The following is a 19,399-nucleotide window of genomic DNA, read 5'->3' as shown; positions in this document are numbered from 1 at the left end:
GCGCAGATTTGCGCGTTGACTGTCGCTTCGGACCGGCTCAGGCTGCCTGTGCTTTTTTGGGTGGATCGCAATTCACAAAGGAGACAGTCAATGCCCTTCGTTACGGTTGATGGACAACCCCTTCACTACATTGATCAAGGCACTGGCCCTGCCGTTCTGCTGGTCGGCAGTTATCTGTGGGACCAGGCCATGTGGGCGCCGCAGATCGCCGCCCTGTCGCAGCAATACCGGGTGATCGCTCTGGACCTCTGGGGCCACGGTGAATCCGGGCGGATGCCCGAATGCACACAGTCGCTGGATGACGTAGCGCGCCAGGCACTGGCGCTGCTCGATCACCTGGACATCGACCGTGTCACGCTGGTCGGTCTTTCGGTCGGCGGCATGTGGGGCGTGCGTCTGGCGCTGTCGGCACCGCAGCGGATCAATGGTCTGGTGCTGATGGACACCTACGTCGGCGTCGAGCCGGAACCGACTCGCCAGTACTATTTCTCGCTGTTCAAACAGATCGAGGACACCGGCGTGATTGCGCCGCAGTTGCTCGATATCGTTGTGCCGATATTCTTCCGTCCGGGCATCGATCCGCAGTCGGCGCTGTATCAGGACTTCCGCGCCAAACTGGCCGCACTGCCGCCGGAGCGTCTGCGCGAGAGCATCGTGCCGATGGGGCGGATTACGTTTGGGCGGGATGATCTGTTGCCGCGTCTGGGCGAGTTGAATCCTGACACCACGCTGCTGATGTGTGGCGATCAGGACAAACCGCGGCCGCCATCGGAGACAAGGGAGATGGCCGAATTGATCGGTTGCCCATCTGTGCTGGTGCCAGAGGCGGGGCATATCTCCAATCTGGAGAATCCGCAGTTTGTCACCGAGACGTTAATGGCGTTTTTAGTTGAGAGAAATTAGTTGCTCTTGCTGACGCCATCGCGGGCAAGCCTTGCTCCTACAGGTTCTGTGTCGTTCCCCATTTTCGAGAACAACACAGAACCTGTAGGAGCAAGGCTTGCCCGTGATGGCGTCAGTGTTGTCGCTGCAAATCCGACGGCAGAACTACTTATTTCGGCCCGAGAATTTGCACCAACTTGTCCGGCGACGGCGCGCCTTGCTGTTGTTGCAGCTCGCCCTTGTCGTCCATGTAGAAAATCGCCGGGGTGGCCTGCAGCTCCAGGTCTTCCATCAACTGCATGTTGGCCGCCAGCTTCGTCTGAATCGCCGGGGGCACGTTTTTCAGGGCTTTTAGCGAGCTGTTCTTGCCTGACTTCTCATGGTCTTCCAGCGCTTTCTGCGGATCCTTGGCGGCCAGCAGTGCAGCCGATTTCCCCGGACTGTCTTCGCGAATGATGCCGACCATGATGTGCCGCAGCTGCACCTTGCCCGCCTTGACCCATGGCCGCGCCTGTTCCCAGAACACGTTGCAATAAGGGCAGTTCGGATCGCTGAACAGGTACACGATCCGCGGTGCATCTTTCTTCCCGTCGCCGATCCAGTTGCTGGCTTCCATCTTGCCCCAGACTTCCTTGGCCATCGGTGCGTAAACCAGCTTCTGCAACGGCGCGCTGCTCAGGTCGTTGCCGTCGGCGTCATACAGATTGCCGAGCAGCACATGCTTGCCATCCGGGGTCAGGTACAGCGCCATACCACGGTTCTGGTACTGCGCGGCATAACCGCGCAAGCCGTCGGGAGCGTCGAATTGGCCGACGATTTTCGCGCCCTTGGCTTCGATTTTCTTGATCGCTTCGGGCAATTCTTCAGCGGCCTGCACCGACGGTAGATGCAGCAGGGCGGCGCCCAGGGTCAACGTCAGCAGGTGGCGGAGGCGGGGCATGGCAATTTCCTTGAAGAGGTGGCCGGTACGGCAGGATTCGGGGTGTCGAAGTTTTCCAGGGCGCGGGCCAGGCTGGCTTCCGACAGCTCACCCAGATGGCTGCCCAGCAGGCGACCGTCGGGGCTATAGAACAGCGTAGTCGGCAACGCCATGGAGCCGACGGCCTGACCCAATCGGCCACTGCCGTCGAACAGCACGTTGGACAGGCTCAGGCCCTGGGTTTCCAGAAAAGTACTGACGCTTTGCATGCTTTCAGCCTGATTGACGAACAGGAACGTCAGGTCCGGGCGGTGTTGCTGGGCGTTTTCCAGCACCGGCATTTCCCGACGGCACGGCGGACACCAGGTGGCCCAGAGATTGATCACCAACGGGCCGCCCTTGTAGTCCGCCAATTGCACGGTTTCACCGGCGGCATTGCGCAGGGTGATTTCCGGCATTCGAGTGCCCTGTTCGTAAAGGGTCAGGGAGAAGGTCGCCAGCAGCCAGAACGCCAGGCCGCTGGCCACGCCAAAGCCCAGCGGGCGGCGTAAGCCCGGGCGACGCCAGCCTCGATACAACGCGGCAAGCAACAGCACGATCACACCGGGCCAGGCGAGAAAACCGCCGTCGCGCAGGTCGATGATCTGCCAGGGGTCATCGCGATAATGGGCCCAGTAAACAGCCACGAAACCGACCCGGGCGGCCAGCATGCCCAGCAGGAACAGGCTGAACAGCACCGACTCCGGATTCTCGCCGCCGCGCTTGGCCACCCGCCAGCCGACGAAGGTCGCTAGCGCCAGGGCACTGATCAGCAGCAGGTGATTAAGCGCGATGGCAAAAGTGCCGAGGGTAAAGGTCAGCATTAACGGGCGTCTCGGGTTGTGGTCCAGCGTTGCAGGAAAGTGTCGGCATCGACTTCGCCGGTGATGCGCTGGCTGCGACGCTCAATGCCGTCGGCGCCGATCCACAGCAGGCTCGGTGGCCCCGGCACTTTATAGCGGCCGAGCAATTCGCGGCTGGCGGCATTGTCGGCGGTGACGTCCAGCCGTAGCAAGCGCACATCGCTCAAGGCTTGCAGTACGCGAGCTTTGCCGAACACCTGTTTTTCCATGACCTTGCACGACACGCACCAGTCGGCGTAGTAGTCCAGCAGCACCCATTGGCCCTGAGCCTGTGCCGCGTCGAGCTCCCGTTGCAGAGCTGCCGGGTCGTTGATCGTGGTGAATGCGTCGTGGCCGACCGGGTTCGCGGCGCTGCTCGAGTTTGCAGCGCTGTAGACCTGCAAAGGCTTCACCAAGTCATCACTGCCGCCGGCAGCACCGATCAGCAGCAGGCTGCCCCACACACCCAGCAATAGTGAGCTGGCGCCGAACACATGGGCGACGCGACTGAAACCTTCCGACTGCTTCCAGGCGCTGTACGCGGCAATCAGCAGCAACGCACCGCACAAACCAATCCACAGTGATTCATCCAGCACCGGGCGCAGCATCAGCAACGCGGTGGCGAGGAACAGGAAGCCGAATATGCCCTTAAGCAGGTTCATCCACGCGCCGGGTTTGGGCAGGAAGCGATTGCCCACGGTGACCAACAGCAGCAGCGGCACACCGATGCCGATACCCATGGTGAACAGAATCAGCCCGCCATGCAGCGCATTGCCGCTTTGAGCGATGTAGAGCAAGGCGCCCGCCAGCGGGGCGGTCATGCACGGACCCACCAGCAAACCGGACAAGGCCCCCAACACACCGGCGCCGAACAGGCTGCCGCCGCGCTGATTGCGCGAGACGTTTTCCAATCGATCACGCAGGGCCACCGGCAGTTGCAACTCGAAGAAGCCGAACATCGGTAACGCCAGCAACACAAACACCGCCGCGAAACTGCCCAGCAACCAAGGGTTCTGCAACAACGCCTGCAGATTCGCCCCGAGCAACGCGGCCAGCACGCCCATCGCCGCATACACCAGTGCCATGCTCACGACGTAGCTAGTGGCCAAGGCGAAACCGCGCTTGGGCGTGGCGCCACTGCCGACGATCAAACCGGCCAGAATCGGCAGCATCGGCAGCGAGCACGGCGTGAAGGCCAGCAACAGCCCCAGACCGAAGAACACCAACAAGCTCCAGCCCAGCGCTCGTTGTTGCAGGCCGCTGGCCAGGGCTTGATCCGGTGCTTCGTTTGTCGCAGCGATAGCGGATTTGCCGCCCAGATCCACGACCTGAGTTTGCGGCGGGTAACACAACCCGGCATCGGCGCAGCCTTGGAATCCAACCTTGATCTGGCCGGTCGCACCTGCCGGAATCTTCAGTTCCAGACCTTGGCGATAAACTTGCTGTTCGCCAAAAAACTCATCGCTGTGAGCTTCGCCTTCAGGTAATACGGGATGGTGTTCAACGGGCAAACCATCGAACTTCAGGCGTTTCTGATAGAGGTAATACCCGTCGGTGATCTGCCAGTAGAGCTGTGTTTCGCCCGATTCAAGGCGTTCGGAAGTGAAAACGAATGCCTTTTCCACGGGCAAAAATTCAGGTTTGGTCGCGAACGGATCAGTCCCTGCCTGGGCCGCACCCGAGATCAAGAGAACAAAAAATAAAAACAGTCGACGCATGGGTAAGCCTTATCCCTGTGCAAGTGAGGTGCAGAATGGGAGGCGGCGATTAACCGATGATTAACCACAGTGGTCTTGTGGCAATGGCGCTTGCGGCATAATGTCCGCTTAATCGGCCACCGGCCTAATCACCTTTTTTCAACAGGTCTCACCATGCACGTACTGGTTTGCGAAGACGACGAGTTGATCGCCAGCGGCATTGTCGCTGGCCTCACCGCTCAGGGCCTGACGGTAGAGCATGTCGCCACCGCATCGTCTGCCCGGGCGATGCTCAAGGTCGCCGAGTTCGATGTGATGGTGCTCGACCTCGGTCTGCCCGATGAAGACGGTTTGAAGCTGCTGCAGCAGTTGCGGCACAGCGGTCTGGAAATCCCGGTGTTGATTCTCACCGCCCGGGATTCAGTCACCGACCGCGTCGATGGCTTGCAAGCCGGCGCCGACGATTACCTGCTCAAACCGTTCGATTTGCGTGAACTTGCCGCGCGCCTGCACACCTTGTTGCGACGAGTGGCGGGGCGCAGCGTCAACCTGATCGAACACGGTCGCCTGACTTACGACCCAAGCAGTCGCGAAACCATGCTCGGCGGCCAGCCGGTGGACCTTTCCCGTCGTGAGCAGTCGCTGTTGCAGGCCTTGCTGCATAATCGGGGCCGTGTGCTGTCGACCGAGCAACTGAAAGACAGCGTTTATGGTTTTAACGATGAGCTGGAAAGCAACGCTCTCAACGTGCACATCCATCACCTGCGGCGCAAACTCGGCAATGGCATTGTCGAGACGGTGCGCGGCCTGGGCTATCGCCTGGGGCCGGCCGATGGTGGAGAGGAATTGAAAAAGTGATGAGCCTGCGTTTGCGCCTGAGCCTGACACTCGGCGCCGCTTTTGCCCTGATCTGGGCCTTGGCTGCGGCCTGGATGCTCAGCGACCTGCGCAATCAGATGATGTTTTCCCTCGACCAGCGGCTGGTGGCGTCGGCGCGCATGGTCGCGGGCCTGATGGAGCAATTGCCGCCATTGCCGAGCAAGGGCGAGGGCACCCATTTCAGCGCTGAACAACTGAACCTCCCCGGCGGCATGGCCTGCCAGGTCAGTTCATTGCGCGGCGAAATCCTCGCCCGCAGTCACACCGATCCGCAACAAACCCTGGAAGCCGAGAAAATGGGCTTCCACGACCAGATGATCGACGGTGCACCGTGGCGCAGTTTCACCCTGGCCCGCGGCGACGTGCGCATCACCACCGCCGACCGGCAGATCGAGCGTGAGGCCTTGAACATGTCGATCCTGCTGGCGGCTTCGGTGCCAGTGGGCGTGGCCTTGCTCGGTTGCCTGTGCCTGCTCTGGCTGGGGATCGGCCAGGGGCTGGCGCCGCTCAACTGCATGCGCGATGCCTTGATGCGGCGCAGCGCCGACTCCCTGGAACCGCTGCAGATCCAGCCGTTGCCCAGCGAACTGCAACCGTTGCTGGACACCCAGAATCAGCTGTTCCAGCGCATCGGCAAGACCATCGAACGGGAACGCCGTCTGACCGGTGACGCGGCCCATGAATTGCGCAGCCCGCTGACGGCGATCAAGACCCACCTGCAAGTGGCGCGCATGACCGACGGCGCGGCCCGGGATCAATCCCTGGCCCGGGCCGAAGAGGGCGCCGATCGCCTGCACCGAACCCTTGAACAACTGCTGTTGCTGGCGCGGGTCGAGGGCAGTCTGTCGTTCGATGACGGCGTGCAATGCAGCGCCGAGCAGGTGGCGAAACTGGCGATTCAGGATGCTGCCAGCGGTGATCGTCAGCGGATCAAGCTGCAGATGCCGAGCAAATTCTCCGCTGCACCGGTGCAAATGCCAGCAGTTTTGTCGATTGCGGCGTTGCGCAACCTGTTGGACAACGCCCTGCGTCATACCCCTGGCGAAGGAGCGGTGGAGCTGAGCCTGGAAACCACTGGTAGTCACGTGCGCTTTTTGGTCCGCGACCACGGCCCGGGGATTGCCGAAGACGATCTGCAACACCTGACCCAACGCTTCTGGCGCAACGGCCAGAGCACCGGCTGCGGCCTGGGTCTGGCGATTGTTCAGGCAATCGTCCAGCGCTGCGGTTGTACCCTGCATTTTGACAGCCGGCCGGATGGGTTGCGGGTTGAGTTGACCATGCCGTTGCAACCGGTCTAACCCACAACACAAATCCCCTGTAGGAGCTGAGCTTGCTCGCGATGGCGTCCTGACATTCAACGTCGATGTTGACTGTACGGACGCCATCGCGAGCAAGCTCAGCTCCTACAGGGGTCTATGTTGCACATCAAATGTAACTCCTCTCCATTGGCATTCGAGCCGCCACCGGCGCTATCGTCCCCGGCAGCTTTTTCTCAATGGATTGAGGTAACAGCGCCATGGATTTCCCCATACAAATCTGCAAGGCCACCCCCGCCGATGCCGGCATCATCAGTCGGATCGTCGAGCGCTCCATTCGCGTGGGTTGCGCGCTCGACCATCGCAACGATCCGCTCACCGTCGCCACCTGGACCCACAACAAAACCATCGAACACGTGCAGCCCTGGCTGACCGACGAGCGGTTGTACCTGAACATCGCCCTGCTGCACGACAAACCGGTCGGCGTCGCGATGGCTGCGATCAGCGGTAAAGTCGCGTTTTGTTACGTGCAACCGGAATGGTTTCGTCGCGGGGCCGGGCAAGCGCTGGTGCGCGACCTCGAAGGCTGGTTGACCGATCAGGGGTTGCGCCAGGCACGACTCAACAGCACCCGCACCAGTGAAGCGTTTTACCGTCATCTGGGTTACCAGCCTTGCGCCGAAACCTTCGCCGTAGCCGGGCTCCACGCGATTCCCATGCACAAAGCGCTGCCACCCCCTTCATAGAAAGCTGATCGAGGGTCTAAATCCTCGGCGCCCTGATGCGTTTCCAGAACAGGAAAACCTTATTGAGGGGTCGAGAGATGTCAGTCGCTACCAGCCTTATGGAAGATCAGTCGGCCCGGATCACTCCGGCGCCGACCGAGACGCTTTATCAGTTCAACGAATCGCCGCTGCTGGCCCGTCAGAACCAGCAGGAATCGAATGCCCGCAGCTATCCGCGACGCATTCCCCTGGCCCTCAAACGTGCCAAGGGCATTTATGTCGAAGACGTCGAAGGACGCCGTTTCATCGACTGCCTGGCTGGCGCAGGGACGTTGGCTCTTGGGCACAACCATCCGGTGGTGATCGAAGCGATCCAGCAAGTGCTGACCGATGAACTGCCGCTGCACACCCTCGACCTGACCACCCCGGTCAAGGATCAATTCGTCCAGGACCTGTTCGGTCTGCTGCCACAGGCATTGGCCGCTGAAGCGAAGATCCAGTTCTGCGGCCCGACCGGCACCGACGCGGTGGAAGCCGCGCTGAAACTGGTGCGCACCGCCACCGGACGCAGCACCGTGCTGTCGTTCCAGGGCGGTTATCACGGCATGAGCCAAGGCGCGCTGAGCCTGATGGGCAGTCTGGGGCCGAAAAAACCCTTGGGCGCCTTGCTCAGCAACGGCGTGCAGTTCATGCCATATCCCTACGATTACCGCTGCCCGTTCGGGCTCGGCGGCGCGCAAGGTGTGCAGGTCAATCTCAACTACCTGGAAAACCTGCTGAATGATCCAGAAGCCGGCGTGCAATTACCCGCAGCGGTGATCGTCGAAGTGGTGCAGGGCGAGGGCGGGGTGATCCCGGCCGATCTCGACTGGCTGCGCGGCCTGCGGCGGATTACTGAAAAGGCCGGCGTGGCGCTGATCGTCGATGAAATCCAGAGCGGTTTTGCCCGCACCGGCAAGATGTTCGCCTTCGAACACGCCGGGATCATTCCGGACGTGGTGGTCATGTCCAAAGCCATCGGCGGCAGTTTGCCGCTGGCCGTGGTCGTTTATCGCGACTGGCTCGACACCTGGCTGCCGGGTGCCCATGCCGGGACCTTCCGTGGTAATCAAATGGCCATGGCCGCAGGTTCTGCGGTGATGCGTTACCTGACCGAACACAAGGTCTGCGAGCACGCTGCCGTCATGGGCGAGCGCTTGAGCGAACACCTGCGCATCCTGCAACGGGACTTCCCGCAACTGGGTGATATCCGCGGTCGCGGCTTGATGCTTGGCGTCGAGTTGGTCGATCCGACGGGCGCGCCGGATGCCTTGGGTCATCCACCGATCTTCGGTCGTCTGGCGCCGCTGGTGCAGCGAGAGTGCCTCAAGCGCGGCTTGATCCTTGAACTGGGCGGCCGTCATGGTGGCGTGGTGCGCTTCCTGCCGCCGCTGGTGATCACTGCGGCGGAAATCGATCAGGTGGCCGAGATTTTCGGCAGGGCCATGGCTGCTGCCACCGCCAGCCTCTAATTTTTTCAGTCTCTGACACGTTCCTTCTACATAACGGCTACGCACGCAGTACAGCCCACCCTACAGCGATGGAGAAACACCATGACTTCAGTATTCGACCGCGAGGACATCCTCTTTCAGGTCGTGGTCAACCACGAAGAGCAGTACTCGATCTGGCCCGACTACAAAGCCGTGCCTGCAGGCTGGCGCACCGTGGGCAAGAGCGGCTTGAAGAAGGAATGCCTGGCTTACATCGAAGAAACCTGGACGGATATGCGCCCGTTGAGCTTGCGCCAGAAGATGGAAGAACAAGCGGCTGTGGCTCACTAAGTCACCGCGCAAAAAGAAGCCCGCTGAACCGATATCGGTCAGCGGGCTTTTTGTTAATGATCGTTCCCACGCTCTGCGTGGGAATGCCTCAATGGACGCTCTGCGTCCGCTTTGGGACGCGGAGCGTCCCGGGCTGCATTCCCACGCAGAGCGTGGGAACGATCTTCCTAGGCGGCAGGTTTACCGCTCAACCCCTTGATCAGCAAATCCACATTCCCTTCCAGTTCGGCCACCGGATCCGCCGCATCCACACTCAACACCACCAACCGACTCCCGGCCTCGGCAATCACCGCTTTCACCGCCTCCGACGGCTGCCGGTGGTGCAACACCACCGCCACATCATTGTCCTTGAGCGTCGCACCCAATTGCTTGAGCGCTTCGGGTGTCCATTCGGCATCCGGCCGCGCATCGAGGCCGATCAGCTCCAGGTTGAGACCGCCGATCAGATAGCCAAAGTGATCGCTCAGGCTCATCACGCTGAGGTTGTCGGCACTGGCCAGCCGCGCTTCGCTGTCGGCGCTGAACTTGAGCAAGCGCTGTTTGAGCGCAGCCAGGTTGGCCTCGATCTTCGGCTTGGCCTCGGGCGCCAGGCGCACCAGGTCCGCCGCCATGACGTCCGCCATCCGCCCCATATTGTTGCTGGAAAACCACGGCTGACTGTTCAACCCATCAACCTTGTTGCCAGGCTGCACGGCGATGCCGGGCAGGGCGCCGTCCACCGGACGGGCGGCGTCGACCTCGACGATGCGGATGTTGCTACGCCGGGAGATCGGGTAAAGCGGATCATCCGCCCACAGCGAGCGCAGACCAATCACTGCATCGGCGTCGGTCGCCAGTTTGGCCAGCGCCGGAGCGCCACGACCTGTGAAGTACGCAGTCTGACGGCTACCGGGCAGGTTCGCCGGCGCGGCACGTTCAAGGTTGACGTCGGTGCCTTTGAGCAAGACTTCGCCCAGACCATAAGTGATCGGCAACGACGCCAGCACGCGCAGCGGTTTGGCGCTGTCAGCTGCAAAAGTTGTGTTGACCAGCCCGCACAGGGCTGCGGCCAGGGTCAGTTGACGCAGAGAGAAAGACATTTATCCGAGATTCCCTTTCAGGCTGGGGACAACGCCACGCGCAATGGCGGCGAGAGCGAAGGCGATACCGGCCACCAGAATGATCGCGGCGCCGGACGGGATAGGCAGGTCGAAGACAATCGGCGCAAGGATCCCGCACAGCGTGCTGACCGTGGCGATCAGCACCGAACACCAGAAGAAGCCCTTCAGCGACTGACTCAGCAATCGCGCCGCCGCCGCCGGAATCACCAGCAGGGCACCGACCAGAATCGCGCCGATGACTTTCACCGCCGCCACGGTGATCAGGGTCACCAGAATCACAAACAGATAATCCAGCGTCTTCACCGCCACGCCACGGACCGCCGCCAGTTGCGGATTGAAACTGGCCAGCATGATGCGGTTGTACAGCGGCAAGGCCAGCGCCATGACCAGCGAACCGACGATGGCCAACACCAGCAGGTCATTGCCGTTGACGGTCAGCACCGAACCGAACAACACGTTTTCGAGGATATGCACGTTGATCTTGCCCGCCAGAATCAGCAGCAGACTGGCACCCAGCGCCAGCGACACCGACAGAAACACGCCAATCAAGGTATCCGGCGCCAGACCCGTGCGATTGCGCAGGTAGTTCAGCAATATGCCAAACAACAAGCAGTAGCCGAACAGACTGCCGTAAGGCCCTGTGTACGGTTCGCCCAGCAGAATTCCGATGGCCACGCCGGTCAACGCCGCGTGGCCTACCGCTTCAGAGAAAAATGCGAAACGCTTGACCACCACCAACGTGCCCAAACCGCCCAGCACCGGGCCGATCAGCAAACCGGCGAGCAACGCGTTGACCACAAATCCATAGGCCAGCGCCTCAGGCAGATAACCGGACGAGGCCCAACCCTGGACCATCAAACGAAAGGCTTCGTAACTCATCAGGCAGCGCTCCGTGGATGGGTCGAGAACAGGGTGAGCAGGCGTTCCGGGGTCAGTGCCTGTTTCGGCGTGGCATCGAACAGCACCCGGCGATTAAGCCCGGTGACGCGATCCGCCAGACGTCCAACCGCTTCCAGATCATGCTCGATCCACAGCACGGTGATGCCGCTCTGACGCCAGTCGCCAAGCAGCCGTTCGAACACCTGAATTCCCGCCTCATCCAAAGCTGACATCGGTTCATCCAACACCAACAATTGCGGCGCCGGAATCAACCCTTGAGCCAGCAACACACGCTGACGCTCACCGCCGGACAACGCGCCCATGCGCCGCTTGCGTTTGTCCTGCATGCCGACCCGTTCCAGGGCTTCGCCAATCGCTGCGGCGTAATGCTTGCTCAACCCGAGAAACGCCGGGCGCCGCTGGCACATCGCGGCCATGAAATCGTCGACGGTCATCGGCAACCCCCGATCGAATTCCAGGGCTTGAGGCACGTAGCCGATGGTCCCCGGTGTGCCGGGCCATTGCAGACTCAGACGGCCCTGATGCGGCATCTGCCCAAGCAATGTCTTGATCAGCGAACTTTTGCCGCCGCCGTTGGGGCCGACCAGCGCATGCACGCTGCCGGGCTGGACCTGAAAAGTGACGTTGTCGAGGATCGTCGTGCGCCCTAGTGTCAAACTGACCTCCGCAAAATCCAGCGTCGGCCCCGAAACCTGTGGGAGCGGCGGTGCGACGATTCGACTTGCTCGCGAAAGCGTTGGGTCAGTCAACATTGAGGTCGACTGACACTCCCTCTTCGCGAGCAGGCTCGCTCCCACAGGGGATTCAGATTCCTTCAGGATGGGGTTTTGTGTGCTGATGGTTTCTTTAGCAGTCATTTGCCGGACTCCTGAATCGCCCGGACAACGGTGTTGAGGTTGCCGGTCATTTCCTTTTCATACTTGTCGGCGGTGTATTCGCCATAGGAAATGTGCGACAGCGGGTACAGCTTCACCCCGGATTCACGCTGGATGGTCTCGACGTAGGTGGACGGGAAATCCATCTCCGAGAAGATCACTTTCACGTCCAGTTCACGCAGTTGATCGATGGTCTTTTTCAGCTGGCTCGGGCTCGGTTCGATGCCGTGCGCCGGTTCGACCACCGCGGTCACTTCCAGGCCGAATTCGCGCAGCAAATAGTCGTAAGCCGCGTGAACCGTGGCCACTCGCAGTTCGGCGTTCGGTGCCTGGATCAGTTTCGCCAGGGCATCAGCGCGCATCTGCCGCAGGCGCTTGCCGTAGGCGCGGGCGTTCTGGGTGTAGGTCTTGGCGTTGGCCGGGTCGAGCTTGCCCAGTTCCCGGGCGATGTTGTTGACCTGGGCAATCGAGGCGCTGATCGACAGGAACGTGTGCGGGTTTACAACCTTGCCAGCGCCGCGAGCGGCGACGCCGGTGGCGGCCAGCAACGGCACGTTTTCGTTGGCTTCGATCACCGGGATGTTCGGGGTTTCGCTGGCGGCGATCATGCGGTCGGCGAAGTCGTCATGGCCGACGCCGTTGAGCACGACCACGTCCAGACCGCTGATGCGCTTGATGTCTTCGGCGCGCGGTTCGTAGGCATGCGGGTTGAAACCGGCCGGAATCAGCGGCACCACCTCGGCCTTGTCACCGACGATGTTCGCCACGTAGCTGTAATAAGGGTGCAGGGTGATGCCGATGCGCAGGCGCTTGGCCTCGTCGGCACTGGCCAGCGGGGTCAGCAGACAAGCCAGTAAACCGACCAACATCAGGCGCAAGAAAGAACGTTGAGATGAAATAGGCATGGGAAAGCGGTCTTCTCTCGGGTGAAGGCGAGGGTTCAGTGCCGGTGCTGGCGGGTCACGCCGGCATCGAATTGCGCGACGATCTGCTGCCAGCCGGCGCTTTCCAGCGCAGCGTCGGTGAGGTCGGTCGGGGCCGCGAGGGCGTTGCCGCGGTTGAGCCAGACGTCCGGAGCATCGTCGTCAGCGGTCAAACGCATCAGAAACGAACCCGCCACGCTGGGCGTCTGGCTCTGGCCGAAGTAAGCCTTGGCGTCGAGCAATTGCCAGGCATGACCGCCACGGCTGACGGAACTGGCGTCCTGGGCGAATGGCGCAAAACCCTCACCGGCGAGGGCTGCGGGGGCGGGTAGCGCCTGTTGCTCCTGACGCAGCAGATGAATTTCGTCGAGCGTCACCCGCAGGTCGGCGTAGATGCCTTGCTCGGACGCGCTCAAGTCACGGCGGGCATCCAGTTGATGGCTGCCAACGCTGCTGACTTCCTGAGACTCACCGCGCCAGGCAACCACCGAGCCGGCAACCGCGAGGATCATCAGGCACAACAACAGCACATAGAGGGTTTCATGGCCGGCACCGGCCGGGCGGACGATTTGCGTAGTCGGCGTACTCATGGGGCTTCGATGTCCGCTTGGTCAATCTCGACGACGTGGCCGGGACCTGCGTCGAACAGCACGTAGAATTCGGCGCCGGGCTTCTTGAAGGTCAGGGTCGAATCGGCACCGAGCTTGCCCGGCACCAGGATGGTTTCGTCGTAGCCGATCACGTCCAGGGTCACCCCCGGCGCGCCGCTGCCGTCGGAGAAACCGCCGGTGCATTTGATCTGCTCGGCGTCGATGGCTTTGCATTCGCACATCGGGTTGTGGGCCAGGGCGCTGGCGCTGAAACCGGTGCAGAGCACCAGCAATACGACGCTCAGAGGACGTAAAGCGTTGATCATGGTTTGCCTCCTTGTTGGTTCAGCCAGGCGAGGGTGGCCGGGGATGCCTGGCTCAGGGGGATGGAGGCCTGATGCATGGCGCCGTCCCAGCCTTCCATGGTGATCCACAGCTCGGCGTCGGCTTTGGTCTTCTCGGGGATCGGCAACATCGCGCCCATGCGGTACGGCGTGCCGAAGAAAATCACCCCGGCAGCGCGCAGGCTGCGCGGTTTGCCAATGCGCAGGTACGTCGCCTTGACCTGATCGCGGCAGCTGTCGCACAGCGCAGCGTTGAAGTTCTTCATGTAACCGGCCGGGCCATCGAGTCTCGGTGCTTCGTTGCGCAATTCGGCCAGGCGCAGGCTCCAGGGGCCGACCTGAACCTCGCCGATTTCCCGCTCACCCAGGCCGGTGTCACCGCGAAACAGCGCAGCATCGGCGAAGTACTTGGGCATAAAACCCAGCGGCACCAGCAACAGCAGAACGTTGATGTGGAAGCGCCATTTGTGCCAGAAGCGACTCAGTTTCGAAGCCGGTTTATCAGCGATGAACAGACTCATTGGCTAACCTCCGTGGTTTCACGGCTGTTGGCCGGAGCGGTCTGACTGCGCGGGCGTTTATGGCTGCGCTTGAGGGCGTTGGCCGTGGCCAGGGCGGTGCGCTTGGTCCAGATCAACAGGCCGCTGAGGACCATCATGCTCAGGATCAGGCCGAAGAAGAACCAGATCAGCTTGATCCAGATGCCGCCGAAATCCCCGGTGTGCAGAGGACGCATGGATTCGGTCACCAGCTCCAGGCCGGAACGGTCCGACAACAGGCGGGTGGCGGCGATGTCGCCGGTATACGGGTTGATGTCGGCGGTCTGGAACATCAACGGATACCAACTGCGTCCGCCCACCGAGAGGTAGCTGTAGGCGTTGGCGGGCATACTGACAAAGCTGTCGTCCAGGCCGGGAATACGTTCCTTGGCTTCGCGGATCGCCGTCTCCAGGCTGATCATCGGCGCTGGTGAACCGTCGGCAGTCAGCGGGACACTTTCACGCGGGACCACCGCAGCGACCGGCGCGGTGGAAATCGAAATCTGGTTATCGAACATGAACGCCTGGATCAGAAACCAAGTGCTGGTGATGGAAATCACCGCGATAAACCAGATCGACCAGATGCCGCTGAGGCGGTGAAAGTCGCCCCAGAAAATTCGTGCACCGTGACGAATGCGCAACGTCGGGCGCAAGAAACCTTTCCAGAAGCGCTTGTAGACCACCAGCCCGGTGACCAAGGACGCTAATAGCGGCAAGCTCAGGAATGACACCAGGTACCAGCCCCAGCTGTAACCGTTGGTGAACGGCACTAGCCACCAGCCATGCAGTGCGCGGGTAAACGCCTTGAAATTGAATTGTGGGGCCGTGCCCTGAATCACGCCGCTGTAGGGATTGACGTAAACCGTCACCGAGCGACCGTCGGGATAGCTGACGTCCACATCGAGGGCGAAGTGCGATTCATCGGGGCGGCTGATGGCCTCAACCAGAGTGTTGGGCTCAGCCTTCTTGATGGCGGCGATGATCTGGTCATAACTGAGCAGCGGCGCATCGTCCGAAGGTTGGCTGGCGCGCATTTGCGGGTTGGCCAGCCAGACGATTTCCTGGCTGACCACCGCCAGGGTGCCGGTCACGCAGACGATCAGTACGAAAAACCAGATCGGCAATGCCAGCCAGCTATGGACCAGAAACCAGAGTTTTGAACGGGATTTCTTCGACATGATTAAAGGTCTTGTTTCGATGAGAGGGCCTCTGCTGCGGGCTTCCCAGCGATGAGGTCCATGAAGGGCCGGGCCGTGGTTTTTGCCTACGCGGGCCGACTGCATCTAAATAAGACGGATGAGCATCGAAAATCCCGAAGGGGGATATGAAAGAAAATGTTTCGCGATATCGTTTGGCTGGTTCTGTAGGAGCAAAGCTTGCTCGCGATTGCTTCCTGTCATTCAACATTGATGTTGACTGACCCAACGCCATCGTCGGATCGCCGCCCGGAGCAAGCTCGCTCCCACATGGGATCTTCTGTGATCACATTATTTGTGAACACCCAAGATCAACTGTGGGAGCGAGCTTGCTCGCGATGGGGGCTTCTCAGTGACAGAAGGGGTCAACCCTGTTTAAACATCTCCTGCGCCCGCTGCTCGATCTGTTCCTGAGTCAGATCTTCCTTGCGCGTGGCCAGAAACCACAGATGCCCATAGGGATCCTTCAAGGTCCCCGAGCGGTCGCCATAAAACTGATCCTTGACCTCGGACACCACCGTGCCGCCAGCCGCAATCGCCTGTTTATAAGACTTGTCCACATCATTTACATACAGATGCAGCCCTACGGACGGCGACTTGTCCGGATTACTCAATGGCCCCTGATCGCACGGCGTGCCAAGCATGATCGGGCAATCGCCAATGCGCAGTTCGGCGTGGCCGATGCCGCCATCGGGCATGGACAGGCGCATGACTTCGGTGGCGCCAAAAGCTTTCTTGTAGAACTCGATGGCTTCGGCCGCTTTTTGAATGCCCAGATACGGGGTGATGCTGTGATAACCCTCTGGAATGGGTTTGACGCTCATGGCTGTTCTCCCTGTTTTTGTTGTCAGTCGAGAAAGATCCTGTGCCGTTTTCCGGCCGAATAACTATAGGTCAGCCTCTTTTCTGCAACCGAGTGTCCGACGAGCAGCAGCACTGTTCAGCCATCAACAGCGAAGCAGCAGATTGCTCTTGCTCGTTATCTTGAGATCGCGAAAATACCGCTGAACTCCCTGAAAACATTGGCTCGGTCGGTCAGGCACAGAAGCTGCAATGCCCTCTGGTAAACATTGGTACCGAGAGACTTGTATGCCTGAATCTGCCGTTTATCCGATCAACCCACCGGCCGCCCATCGGATCGCCAACGAAGCCGAAGCCTTGCGCGTCGCCGAACGTATTGCCGCGGTGTTGCTGGAACAAGACGCCGAGCGCGACCGCACCCGCCAAGTGCCCGCCGAGATCGTCGATCTGTATTCCAACAGTGGTTTGTGGGGCATCAGCGTGCCGAAAGAGTTCGGCGGCGCGCAGGTGTCCTATGCGGTGCTGGCGCAGGTCATCGCGATCATCTCGGCAGCCGATCCGTCCCTTGGGCAAATCCCGCAAAACCACTATTGCCTGCTGGAAGACATTCGCCTGCAAGGCACGCCTGAGCAGCAAGCGCACTTCTTCGGGCTGGCGCTGCAAGGTCACCGCTTTGCCAATGCCTTGTCGGAAACCGGCGGCAAGAACGTGCAGGATATTCAGGCGACCCTCCGTCGTTGCGACGAAGGCCATGTGATTAACGGTCGCAAGGGTTATTGCACCGGTTCGCTCTACGCTCACTGGCTGGCGGTGCTGGCGCTGGATGAAGAGCAGAAGGGCCAGTTGGCCTTTGTCGAGCGTGGCACCAAAGGGTTGGTAATCGTCGACGACTGGGACAGCATCGGTCAGCGCACCACCTCCAGCGGCACGGTGCTGGCTGAGGACCTGCACGTCTCGGCGTTCAATCTGTTCCCGACGTATCGCTCTTATGAAACCCCCACCCTGGCGGGACCGTTCGCGCAATTGACCACCGCCGCCATCGATGCCGGCATCGCCCGCGCGGCCCTGCGCGACACCGTCACATTCGTCCAGCAGTTCGCTCGACCGTGGATCGACGCCGGAGTGGAAAAGGCCAGTGAAGATCCGCTGACCATCATTCAGGTCGGCGGCCTGGAGATTCGTCTGGAAGCGGCCGAAGCCTTGCTGGAACGCGCCGGTTGGGCGCTGGATGCCGCACGTTCGGCACCTGATGAAGACTACGTCGCGCAAGCCTCACTGGCCGTCGCCAAGGCCAAAGTGCTGACCACCGAAATCGCCATCGAAGCCAGCAACAAGCTCTTCGAACTTGGCGGCACCCGCTCGACCCTGAGGAAACACAACTTCGACCGCCACTGGCGCAACGCCCGGGTCCACACCCTGCATGATCCAGTGCGCTGGAAGTACCACGTGGTCGGCAACTGGCTGCTCAATGGCGTCAAACCACCGCGCCACGACTGGTCCTGACCATGGCCGAGTGGTTGAAAAACATCTATTGGGCCGACATTGCCCAGGCCTGCCTCGACACCCTGAGCATGCTCGTTGCCGCCCTCGGTTTTACCGTGCTGCTGGGCCTGCCGCTGGGCGTGGTGCTGTTCCTCACCGGCAAGCGCCAATTGCATGAAGCGGTCGGTGTTTATCGGGTGCTGTCGGTGATCGTGAACATGCTGCGTTCGCTGCCGTTCATCATTTTGCTGATCGTGCTGATTCCCCTGACCACGTTGTTGGTGGGCACTTCACTTGGCGTGCCCGGGACGATCCCGCCGCTGGTGGTCGGTTGCACGCCGTTCTTCGCGCGGCTGGTGGAAACCGCCTTGCGTGAAGTCGATCGCGGGGTAGTGGAAGCGACTCAGGCCATGGGCGCCAACACGTGGCAGATCATCCGACACACCTTGTTGCCCGAAGCGCGGGGAGGGTTGCTGGCGGCGGTCACGGTGACCGCGATTGTGCTGGTGGATTACACGGCGATGGCCGGGGTGATTGGTGGTGGCGGTCTTGGCGACCTGGCGATCCGCTACGGCTATCAGCGTTTTCAGACCGACGTGATGGTGGTCACCGTGGTGCTTCTGCTGATCCTGGTCCAGGCCCTGCAAATGACTGGCGACCGATTGGTTGCGCGCTACAGCCGACGATAAATAGTTCGAATCAATCATTAAAAATCGGCCCAACGTCCGCCCCACGACGGCCACTCAATCTGCCTAGGAGCACACCATGAAAAAGACCCTGGCCATTCTGGCTGCCGTCCTGTCGTTCAACGTTCACGCCAACGAAAAACTCATCGTCGGCGCCACCCCGGTACCGCACGCGGAGATCCTCGAGTTCGTCAAACCAACCCTGGCCAAGGAAGGCGTGGACCTGGACATCAAAGTCTTCACTGACTTTATCCAGCCCAACCAGCAATTGGCCCTGAAGAACCTCGACGCCAACTATTACCAGTACCGGCCATTTCTCGATGACTTCAACAAAACCCGCCATACCGATCTGGTGCCGGTGGTCGGCGTGCACATCGAACCGTTTGGCGCTTACTCGACCAGGATCAAAAACATCGCTGAGCTGAAGGATGGCGCCACGGTGTCGATTCCCAATGACCCGGTGAACACTGGCCGTGCGCTGGTTCTGCTACACGAAGCAGGTCTGATCAAGCTCAAGGACCCGAGCAACACCCTGGCCACTCAACGCGACATCATCGAAAACCCCAAGCACCTGAAAATCCGTGAACTGGAAGGTGCATTGCTGGCGCGGTCGGTGAGTCAGGTGGACCTGGCGTTTGTCTTCGCCAACTACGCACTGGAAGCGGGGATTGATACCAACAGCGCGCTGATCGTCGAGAAGGGCAAGAGTTTGTACATCGAGTTTCTGGTCGCGCGGCCGGACAACATCAATGATCCAGGCTTGCAGAAACTGGCCAAGGCGCTGAATTCGGATGAGGTTCGGCAGTTCATTTTGACCCGCTACAAAGGACAGATTGCTCCGGGGTTTTGACCACGCCGATCGTCACTGATCGTTCCCACGCTCTGCGTGGGAATGCAGCCC

Annotated in this window: 21 protein-coding genes; 9 read left to right on the top strand and 12 right to left on the bottom strand. The window is 60.8% G+C overall.

The window, feature by feature from the left end; translation table 11 throughout:
- Positions 1-90: 90 nt before the first annotated feature.
- The gene (locus CKW16_RS26140) at positions 91-903 is read left to right on the top strand and encodes an alpha/beta fold hydrolase (protein WP_095131894.1); all 813 of its coding nucleotides are present in this window, start codon (positions 91-93) and stop codon (positions 901-903) included.
- Between the two features lie 148 nt (positions 904-1,051).
- On the opposite strand, the gene dsbG is transcribed toward CKW16_RS26140, so the two are convergent.
- From dsbG to dsbD, 3 genes are read right to left on the bottom strand one after another with little or no spacing between them, the layout of a single operon-like run.
- The gene (gene dsbG, locus CKW16_RS26135) at positions 1,052-1,822 is read right to left on the bottom strand and encodes a thiol:disulfide interchange protein DsbG (RefSeq protein WP_095131892.1); all 771 of its coding nucleotides are present in this window, start codon (positions 1,820-1,822) and stop codon (positions 1,052-1,054) included.
- Positions 1,798-2,664 (bottom strand): TlpA disulfide reductase family protein, encoded by an 867-nt coding sequence (locus CKW16_RS26130; RefSeq protein ID WP_095131890.1) that lies wholly within the window; start codon positions 2,662-2,664, stop codon positions 1,798-1,800. The genes dsbG and CKW16_RS26130 overlap by 25 nt, the downstream gene beginning before the upstream one ends.
- A complete protein-coding gene (gene dsbD, locus CKW16_RS26125; protein WP_095131888.1) occupies positions 2,664-4,400 on the bottom strand; it encodes a protein-disulfide reductase DsbD in 1,737 nt (578 codons plus the stop codon). The genes CKW16_RS26130 and dsbD overlap by 1 nt, the downstream gene beginning before the upstream one ends.
- Before the next feature lie 153 nt (positions 4,401-4,553).
- On the opposite strand from dsbD, the gene CKW16_RS26120 reads away from it, so the two are divergent.
- From CKW16_RS26120 to CKW16_RS26100, 5 genes are all read left to right on the top strand, one after another.
- Positions 4,554-5,237, top strand: a complete 684-nt coding sequence (locus CKW16_RS26120) for a response regulator (RefSeq protein ID WP_046049207.1) — start codon at positions 4,554-4,556, stop codon at positions 5,235-5,237.
- Positions 5,234-6,559 carry an ATP-binding protein gene (locus CKW16_RS26115; protein ID WP_095131886.1) on the top strand — a complete coding sequence of 442 codons (1,326 nt, stop codon included), beginning with the start codon at positions 5,234-5,236 and terminating at the stop codon, positions 6,557-6,559. The genes CKW16_RS26120 and CKW16_RS26115 overlap by 4 nt, the downstream gene beginning before the upstream one ends.
- Before the next feature lie 218 nt (positions 6,560-6,777).
- The gene (locus CKW16_RS26110; protein WP_095131884.1) at positions 6,778-7,263 is read left to right on the top strand and encodes a GNAT family N-acetyltransferase; all 486 of its coding nucleotides are present in this window, start codon (positions 6,778-6,780) and stop codon (positions 7,261-7,263) included.
- A gap of 77 nt (positions 7,264-7,340) precedes the next feature.
- Positions 7,341-8,753: an aspartate aminotransferase family protein gene (locus CKW16_RS26105; protein ID WP_095131882.1), complete on the top strand. Its 1,413-nt coding sequence runs from the start codon at positions 7,341-7,343 to the stop codon at positions 8,751-8,753.
- Positions 8,754-8,834: 81 nt separating this feature from the next.
- The gene (locus CKW16_RS26100) at positions 8,835-9,062 is read left to right on the top strand and encodes an MbtH family protein (RefSeq protein ID WP_008152757.1); all 228 of its coding nucleotides are present in this window, start codon (positions 8,835-8,837) and stop codon (positions 9,060-9,062) included.
- A 167-nt stretch (positions 9,063-9,229) separates the two neighbouring features.
- Here CKW16_RS26100 and CKW16_RS26095 read toward each other — a convergent pair whose 3' ends face one another.
- The 9 genes from CKW16_RS26095 to CKW16_RS26055 form a co-directional block, all read right to left on the bottom strand.
- Positions 9,230-10,141, bottom strand: coding sequence for a metal ABC transporter solute-binding protein, Zn/Mn family (locus CKW16_RS26095; RefSeq protein ID WP_095131880.1), 912 nt, complete (start codon positions 10,139-10,141; stop codon positions 9,230-9,232).
- On the bottom strand, positions 10,142-11,041 hold the full coding sequence (locus CKW16_RS26090; protein ID WP_003226663.1) for a metal ABC transporter permease: 900 nt from the start codon (positions 11,039-11,041) through the stop codon (positions 10,142-10,144). It abuts the gene before it with no gap.
- Complete coding sequence (locus tag CKW16_RS26085; RefSeq protein ID WP_371918057.1) at positions 11,041-11,814, bottom strand: metal ABC transporter ATP-binding protein; 774 nt, start codon at positions 11,812-11,814, stop codon at positions 11,041-11,043. The genes CKW16_RS26090 and CKW16_RS26085 overlap by 1 nt, the downstream gene beginning before the upstream one ends.
- Before the next feature lie 101 nt (positions 11,815-11,915).
- A complete protein-coding gene (locus CKW16_RS26080) occupies positions 11,916-12,842 on the bottom strand; it encodes a metal ABC transporter substrate-binding protein (RefSeq protein WP_095131877.1) in 927 nt (308 codons plus the stop codon).
- A gap of 35 nt (positions 12,843-12,877) precedes the next feature.
- Positions 12,878-13,450: a DUF6162 family protein gene (locus tag CKW16_RS26075; protein ID WP_095131876.1), complete on the bottom strand. Its 573-nt coding sequence runs from the start codon at positions 13,448-13,450 to the stop codon at positions 12,878-12,880.
- A complete protein-coding gene (locus CKW16_RS26070; RefSeq protein ID WP_095131874.1) occupies positions 13,447-13,776 on the bottom strand; it encodes a hypothetical protein in 330 nt (109 codons plus the stop codon). Before CKW16_RS26070 ends, CKW16_RS26075 begins: the two co-directional genes overlap by 4 nt.
- Positions 13,773-14,315, bottom strand: a complete 543-nt coding sequence (locus CKW16_RS26065; RefSeq protein ID WP_095131872.1) for a thiamine pyrophosphate-binding protein — start codon at positions 14,313-14,315, stop codon at positions 13,773-13,775. The genes CKW16_RS26070 and CKW16_RS26065 overlap by 4 nt, the downstream gene beginning before the upstream one ends.
- Entirely contained in the window at positions 14,312-15,511 is a 1,200-nt protein-coding gene (locus CKW16_RS26060; protein ID WP_095131870.1) for a PepSY domain-containing protein, read from the bottom strand. Before CKW16_RS26060 ends, CKW16_RS26065 begins: the two co-directional genes overlap by 4 nt.
- A gap of 383 nt (positions 15,512-15,894) precedes the next feature.
- Positions 15,895-16,353 (bottom strand): VOC family protein, encoded by a 459-nt coding sequence (locus CKW16_RS26055; RefSeq protein ID WP_056742364.1) that lies wholly within the window; start codon positions 16,351-16,353, stop codon positions 15,895-15,897.
- 265 nt (positions 16,354-16,618) lie between these two features.
- Between CKW16_RS26055 and CKW16_RS26050 the strand changes: the two genes are divergently transcribed.
- The 3 genes from CKW16_RS26050 (at position 16,619) to CKW16_RS26040 (ending at position 19,348) form a co-directional block, all read left to right on the top strand.
- Positions 16,619-17,833 (top strand): SfnB family sulfur acquisition oxidoreductase, encoded by a 1,215-nt coding sequence (locus CKW16_RS26050; RefSeq protein WP_095131868.1) that lies wholly within the window; start codon positions 16,619-16,621, stop codon positions 17,831-17,833.
- 2 nt (positions 17,834-17,835) lie between these two features.
- Positions 17,836-18,501 carry a methionine ABC transporter permease gene (locus tag CKW16_RS26045; protein WP_095131853.1) on the top strand — a complete coding sequence of 222 codons (666 nt, stop codon included), beginning with the start codon at positions 17,836-17,838 and terminating at the stop codon, positions 18,499-18,501.
- 76 nt (positions 18,502-18,577) lie between these two features.
- Positions 18,578-19,348 (top strand): MetQ/NlpA family ABC transporter substrate-binding protein, encoded by a 771-nt coding sequence (locus tag CKW16_RS26040; protein ID WP_095131851.1) that lies wholly within the window; start codon positions 18,578-18,580, stop codon positions 19,346-19,348.
- The last annotated feature ends 51 nt before the right edge of the window (positions 19,349-19,399 follow it).

The sequence above is a fragment of the Pseudomonas sp. Irchel s3h14 genome, assembly GCF_900187425.1.
In the GTDB taxonomy this organism is placed as follows: domain Bacteria; phylum Pseudomonadota; class Gammaproteobacteria; order Pseudomonadales; family Pseudomonadaceae; genus Aquipseudomonas.
This window is presented reverse-complemented; position numbering and strand designations above follow the sequence as displayed.

Excerpts from the sequence above, each read along its gene's own strand:
- CKW16_RS26080 (WP_095131877.1), bottom strand. The coding sequence starts at position 12,842 with ATGCCTATTTCATCTCAACGTTCTTTCTTGCGCCTGATGTTGGTCGGT.
- CKW16_RS26085 (WP_371918057.1), bottom strand. The coding sequence starts at position 11,814 with ATGTTGACTGACCCAACGCTTTCGCGAGCAAGTCGAATCGTCGCACCG.
- CKW16_RS26050 (WP_095131868.1), top strand. The coding sequence starts at position 16,619 with ATGCCTGAATCTGCCGTTTATCCGATCAACCCACCGGCCGCCCATCGG.
- CKW16_RS26120 (WP_046049207.1), top strand. The coding sequence starts at position 4,554 with ATGCACGTACTGGTTTGCGAAGACGACGAGTTGATCGCCAGCGGCATT.
- CKW16_RS26065 (WP_095131872.1), bottom strand. The coding sequence starts at position 14,315 with ATGAGTCTGTTCATCGCTGATAAACCGGCTTCGAAACTGAGTCGCTTC.
- CKW16_RS26055 (WP_056742364.1), bottom strand. The coding sequence starts at position 16,353 with ATGAGCGTCAAACCCATTCCAGAGGGTTATCACAGCATCACCCCGTAT.
- CKW16_RS26060 (WP_095131870.1), bottom strand. The coding sequence starts at position 15,511 with ATGTCGAAGAAATCCCGTTCAAAACTCTGGTTTCTGGTCCATAGCTGG.
- CKW16_RS26130 (WP_095131890.1), bottom strand. The coding sequence starts at position 2,664 with ATGCTGACCTTTACCCTCGGCACTTTTGCCATCGCGCTTAATCACCTG.
- CKW16_RS26100 (WP_008152757.1), top strand. The coding sequence starts at position 8,835 with ATGACTTCAGTATTCGACCGCGAGGACATCCTCTTTCAGGTCGTGGTC.
- CKW16_RS26070 (WP_095131874.1), bottom strand. The coding sequence starts at position 13,776 with ATGATCAACGCTTTACGTCCTCTGAGCGTCGTATTGCTGGTGCTCTGC.
- CKW16_RS26090 (WP_003226663.1), bottom strand. The coding sequence starts at position 11,041 with ATGAGTTACGAAGCCTTTCGTTTGATGGTCCAGGGTTGGGCCTCGTCC.
- CKW16_RS26095 (WP_095131880.1), bottom strand. The coding sequence starts at position 10,141 with ATGTCTTTCTCTCTGCGTCAACTGACCCTGGCCGCAGCCCTGTGCGGG.
- CKW16_RS26040 (WP_095131851.1), top strand. The coding sequence starts at position 18,578 with ATGAAAAAGACCCTGGCCATTCTGGCTGCCGTCCTGTCGTTCAACGTT.
- CKW16_RS26140 (WP_095131894.1), top strand. The coding sequence starts at position 91 with ATGCCCTTCGTTACGGTTGATGGACAACCCCTTCACTACATTGATCAA.
- dsbG (WP_095131892.1), bottom strand. The coding sequence starts at position 1,822 with ATGCCCCGCCTCCGCCACCTGCTGACGTTGACCCTGGGCGCCGCCCTG.
- CKW16_RS26075 (WP_095131876.1), bottom strand. The coding sequence starts at position 13,450 with ATGAGTACGCCGACTACGCAAATCGTCCGCCCGGCCGGTGCCGGCCAT.
- CKW16_RS26110 (WP_095131884.1), top strand. The coding sequence starts at position 6,778 with ATGGATTTCCCCATACAAATCTGCAAGGCCACCCCCGCCGATGCCGGC.
- dsbD (WP_095131888.1), bottom strand. The coding sequence starts at position 4,400 with ATGCGTCGACTGTTTTTATTTTTTGTTCTCTTGATCTCGGGTGCGGCC.
- CKW16_RS26105 (WP_095131882.1), top strand. The coding sequence starts at position 7,341 with ATGTCAGTCGCTACCAGCCTTATGGAAGATCAGTCGGCCCGGATCACT.
- CKW16_RS26045 (WP_095131853.1), top strand. The coding sequence starts at position 17,836 with ATGGCCGAGTGGTTGAAAAACATCTATTGGGCCGACATTGCCCAGGCC.